The sequence below is a fragment of the Brevundimonas sp. genome, assembly GCF_036399195.1.
Classification (GTDB): domain Bacteria; phylum Pseudomonadota; class Alphaproteobacteria; order Caulobacterales; family Caulobacteraceae; genus Brevundimonas.
Window position 1 is genome coordinate 1 of record NZ_DASWNO010000256.1, and the last position, 4672, is coordinate 4672.

General features: G+C 69.1%; 4 protein-coding genes and 2 tRNA genes. 3 read left to right on the forward strand and 3 right to left on the reverse strand.

Features of this window, described 5'->3' with window-relative positions; all coding sequences use genetic code 11:
* Positions 1-141: 141 nt before the first annotated feature.
* A complete protein-coding gene (gene ilvC, locus VGB60_RS11310) occupies positions 142-1158 on the forward strand; it encodes a ketol-acid reductoisomerase (protein ID WP_331038355.1) in 1017 nt (338 codons plus the stop codon).
* A 50-nt stretch (positions 1159-1208) separates the two neighbouring features.
* On the opposite strand, the gene VGB60_RS11315 is transcribed toward ilvC, so the two are convergent.
* Positions 1209-1285 (reverse strand) — tRNA-Pro (locus VGB60_RS11315).
* Between the two features lie 154 nt (positions 1286-1439).
* Here VGB60_RS11315 and VGB60_RS11320 point away from each other — a divergent pair.
* Together VGB60_RS11320 and VGB60_RS11325 are read left to right on the forward strand one after the other, a co-directional pair.
* Positions 1440-1513: transfer RNA gene (locus VGB60_RS11320), tRNA-Gln, on the forward strand.
* A 192-nt stretch (positions 1514-1705) separates the two neighbouring features.
* The gene (locus VGB60_RS11325) at positions 1706-2161 is read left to right on the forward strand and encodes a response regulator (RefSeq protein ID WP_331038356.1); all 456 of its coding nucleotides are present in this window, start codon (positions 1706-1708) and stop codon (positions 2159-2161) included.
* Positions 2162-2188: 27 nt separating this feature from the next.
* Here the strand turns inward: VGB60_RS11325 and VGB60_RS11330 are convergent, their stop codons facing one another.
* Both VGB60_RS11330 and VGB60_RS11335 read right to left on the reverse strand, forming a co-directional pair.
* On the reverse strand, positions 2189-3613 hold the full coding sequence (locus VGB60_RS11330; protein ID WP_331038357.1) for a hypothetical protein: 1425 nt from the start codon (positions 3611-3613) through the stop codon (positions 2189-2191).
* A gap of 434 nt (positions 3614-4047) precedes the next feature.
* On the reverse strand, positions 4048-4672 hold a 625-nt coding region (locus tag VGB60_RS11335; protein ID WP_331038358.1), incomplete at its 5' end, for a prolyl oligopeptidase family serine peptidase.

Consider the following 4672-nt stretch of genomic DNA (forward strand, 5'->3'; position numbering starts at 1 on the left):
TCGCGCCGGGCGGCCGCGAAGTGCGCCGCCTCGAACCGCTCGCGGAACAGGGCGTCGAAGGCGTCGTCCTTGGCGAACCACTTCGCGGGACCAGCCTCTTTCCAGAAGCCGACGACGTCGGATGGGGCTATCTGTGCGGTCATGACCCAAAGCCTAGCCGCTCCCTTGCCCGTCTTCCATGACCGCGACTGCGACCTGTCGATCATCCGCGGCAAGCGGGTGGCCGTCATCGGCTACGGCAGCCAGGGCCGCACCCATGCGCTGAATCTGCGCGACAGCGGCGTCCTGGACATCGTGGTCGGCCTCAAGCCGGGCTCCGCGACGCGCGCGAAGGCCGAAGCCGACGGGTTTTCCTGCTTGACGGCGGGCGAAGCCGCCGCCTCCGCCGACGTGATCGCCGTCATGGTGTCTGACGAGGCCCACCGCGACCTGTGGCGCGACGAATTGCAGCCGAACATCCGCGCGGGCGCGGCCCTGATCTTCGCTCACGGCCTGTCGGTGCGCTTCGGTCTGGTCGAGCCGGGGCCGAATATCGACGTCATCCTCGCCTCGCCCAAGGGCATCGGCCCGCGCATCCGCGACCTCTATGTGGAAGGGCAGGGGGTGTTCGCCCTGTTCGGCGTGCATCAGGACGCCACCGGCGGCGCCCACGCCCTCGGCCTGTCCTATGCGGCGGCGCTCGGCTGCGGCCGCCGGGGCATCCTCGAGACCACCTTCGCCGCGGAGTGCGAGAGCGACCTGTTCGGCGAGCAGGTCGTCCTGTGCGGAGGCGTCGGCGAACTGATCGACGCCGCCTTCTTGAAGCTGGTCGACGCCGGCTATCCGCCTGAGGTGGCCTGGTTCGAATGCTTCTACGAGGTCAAGCTGGTGACCGACCTGATGTTCGAGCGCGGCATCGCCGGGGCCTTCGGCCGCATCTCCAACACGGCCGAATACGGCGCCTACCTCACGGGGCCACGCGTCATCGGTGCGGAGAGCCGCGCCGCCATGGATGCGGTGCTGGCAGAGGTTCGCTCCGGCGACTTCGTCCGAGCGCTGATGTCCGATTACGACGCCGGATCGCCCGATCTGCTGGCCCGCCGCCGGGCCCTCGGTGAGCGCCGCATCGAACAGGTGGGCGCGCATCTGAACGCCGTCGCGGCCAGGGCGAAAGACTAGCTGGCGGAAATGAGAAGGAGGGAATGGCGCTCTGGCGGCGCCGAGATAGATGGTCGGAGTGGCAGGATTCGAACCTGCGACCCCTGCGTCCCGAACGCAGTGCTCTACCAGACTGAGCCACACTCCGACTTGAGGCGCGGCTTATAGCGAGGGGGTTTGGGGCCCGCAAGCGAGGAAACGGGCGGGCCGAAAATAGTCAAAATGCGGGGTGTTGCATCGCCCGCGGCGTTCGCGTATCTCGACCGCCTTCCGGCGCTTCGGCCCCGGAGCGCCGGACCTGCTGGGGAATGGTGTAATGGTAACACTCCGGTTTTTGGTACCGTCATTCTAGGTTCGAGTCCTAGTTCCCCAGCCATCCGCCCTCCGAACTCTTAGGACGACGTAACGCCCCGTCCGTCGCCTCCGCTCGAAGCTCGCCGCACCGCAGACGCGCCCCTCGGAACGAAAATGGGGATTTCCCTGCCAGTCCCAGAACCAATACAGACGGGGTGCGTTCGAGTGTCCGCTAGCTGACACTCTTGCCAGTCGGACGCGTCGGGGGTTGTTCTTGTCCAACTTAGCGGACCTCAGGGTCCTTATTGTCGAGGACCAGGCGCTGCTGGCCATGGAGCTCGAGCTCGTGCTGGGCGAGCTCGGCTGTGAGGTCGTGGGTCTCGCCATGGACCGCGAAGGGGCGCTCGCTATCGCCGCGCGGGAGCGGCCGGACCTCGCCTTGGTCGACCTGAACCTGCTGGACGGCCCCACGGGCCCCGAGATCGCCCAGCGGCTGGTCGAGGCGTACGGCACGACGGTCGTGTTCCTCACCGCCAACATCGAGCAGATTCCCGACGGCTTTTCCGGCGCGATCGGCGCCGTGTCCAAGCCGTTCGACGAGAGCACGATCCGGGGCGTCGTCGCCTTCGCGCGCCAGTTCATCCGCAGCCGGACCTTGGGGGACGCCCCGCGCCGGTTCAGCATGGCGCCGTGGCTGTCGCCGACGCCGGAGGACGTGGCGCCGCACTGATCGCCGGACCAGCGCGGCGCGTCCGCGTCAGTCGATCTTCAGCCGAGCGAACAGCATGGCGCCGTCCGGATCACCGCCATATGAGGCCTCGAGGCCAGCCGGAACGTCGTTGACGCTGTAGAGTGCGCCGAGGCCGAAACGCACGCTCTGTGCGAGCCGCCAGTCGCGGACTGCGCCCACGGATGCCTTGGAGACGGTGAACAACGGCCCGTGCCCGCCGCCCGGGCCGGACAGCAACTCGTCCGTCTCGATCCGTTCGGCCCGGGCGAACACCGTCCAGCGGTCGTCGGGGCTGAAAGCCGTCTCGACCAGCCAGGCGTCCTTCGATTCGTCATGATCGTTGGTCTTGCGACCCCAGGCGAGGGTGGAGGACCACAGGCCGTCGGAGCCGACCCGGCGGCTGTGGAGGGCGCTGGCGGACCACCGGGTCTCGTCCTCGTCCGGCTCGAGCTGTTCCGGCGCGGTGACGGCCGCGTAGGAGACCTGCAGCGCCCATTCGGGCGAAGGATTCCAGGACCCGCGCACGGACCAGCTGTCGAACTCCGGCCGCTCGATGTCGTACCGGTCCTGATCGGGCTCCCGGCCGCGGAAGGTCGAGCCCTCCAGCTTCAGCCCGTCGCGAACCCAGCCCAGCGTCGCCACGCCGAAGACGATGTGCGTCGAGTCGAGCCAATGGTGGGTGATCGGCGCCTCCGGGCTATCCATCGCGCTCATGCGGTGCATGAAGGCGGGCGGGCCGAACGCCGGCTCTCCGGGCAGGCCGAAGTAGGCGAAGACGCTGTCGCGGTCGGACAGCCGCCGGGCGTAGGACGCCGACAGCTCCATCACCAACTCGTGCGGATGCTGGCGGTCGATCAGCGGATTGATCCCGTCCGCCGTCTCGCCTGCGGCGAGCAGCAGAGGGAAGCCGTCCTTGCCCATCAGGGGCTCGGGGCTGAGCATGGCCCGGAGGTTGAGCGTCGACCCGTCCGCGAAGTCGCGCCGCGCCGCGCCCATGATCATGCCGCTGACAAAGGTCTTCTCATCGCCGCGCGGCCCGTCCTGCCAGTCGTAGACCAGGTTCAGCAGGGCATGGCCCATCAGGGTCCAGTCCCCGCGCACGGCGTGAACGCCGCCGTGGCGGGCGTGGTCGGGCTGCCAGCTGGTGCCGGACGCGTCGCGGCTCATCGGCCACGGTCCCAGCGGACTGCTCATCGCGTGCCCGGCTCCGTGATCCATCCCCGGCATGTCGTGCGGCCCGTGGCCGGACCCGGTCACGGGCTGTTGGGCGGCGGGTGGACGATGATGGGCGTGGGGATCGGCGGCGGGCGGGGCTGGGCGGCTTGTCGGCGCTGGGCGGCTTGTCGGCGCGGGGGAGGGCGGTTGCGTATGGTGCTGATGCTGCGCCTGCGCCGGCAAGGCCAGCGCGAGCAGGGACGCGCCGGCCAGGGGCGCGAGAATATGGGTAGCCATGTGAGGCTCCTGAACTGAAGAATTGGGGCGCTGGGCGCGACGGACTGGAGAACCAGCCGTCAGCGGGGCGGGCCCGGCTCAGGTGCGGGAGAGAGACCTGGAGGGACGTTCGGAGCGAAGTGCGAGGCCGGGGCCCTAAGTCCCGCGATGCGCGGGCGGGACGGCGGCGACAACAGCGGCGCGCCGACACAGGCTATGCAGCAACCCATCGCCATTGCGGCGTCGTCGGGCGTTTCGGCTTCTGGAGCGCCCTGGTGGCTGGCGGTCGCCGCATCATGACACGGCGCGGTATCGGCCGCGGCCGTGCCCGCCGTCGCACCGAGCAGCAGGGCCGAGACGGCTCCCAGCAGCATCAGGAATGACAACAGCGCGCGCATGCGGATCATCTAGGCCTGCTCGCCCGCTCACGCCAGTCCGACGACTGGCGCAAGGGCTCAGACCCGCTCCCAGCCCTTGTCGATGGCCCAGACGGCGAAGGCATAGTCGTGGGCGACCTCCTTCAGATAGTCGAACCGTCCGGACGAGCCGCCGTGGCCCGCTTCCATATTGATCTTCAGCAGCACCGGCTTGCCCGACGTCGTCAAGGGCCGCAGCTTGGCCACCCACTTCTGCGGCTCCCAGTAGGTCACCCGCGGATCCGACAGGCCGCCGGTCGCCAGGATCGCCGGATAGGCCCGGGCCGCCACCTGATCGTAGGGGCTGTAGCTCATCATATAGTCGTAGGCCGCGGCGTCCTCGATCGGGTTGCCCCACTCGGGCCATTCCGGCGGGGTGAGGGGCAGGGAGGTGTCGCTCATGGTGTTGATGACGTCGACGAACGGCACCTGGCCGATGATCCCGGCCCACAGCTCCGGCCGCATGTTGGTCACGGCCCCCATCAGCAGGCCGCCCGCTGAGCCGCCCTGGGCCACGATGTTGCCGGCCTTGCCGTGTCCGCTCGAGATCAGGTGTTCCGCCGCGGCGATGAAGTCGGTGAAGGTGTTCTTCTTGGTGAAGCGGCGGGCGTTCAGGAACCAGTTCCAGCCCTTGTCCGAGCCGCCGCGGATGTGGGCGATGGCG

Coding starts and splice junctions, on each gene's coding strand:
- ilvC (WP_331038355.1), top strand. CDS start 142: ATGACCCAAAGCCTAGCCGCTCCCTTGCCCGTCTTCCATGACCGCGAC.
- VGB60_RS11330 (WP_331038357.1), bottom strand. CDS start 3,613: ATGGCTACCCATATTCTCGCGCCCCTGGCCGGCGCGTCCCTGCTCGCG.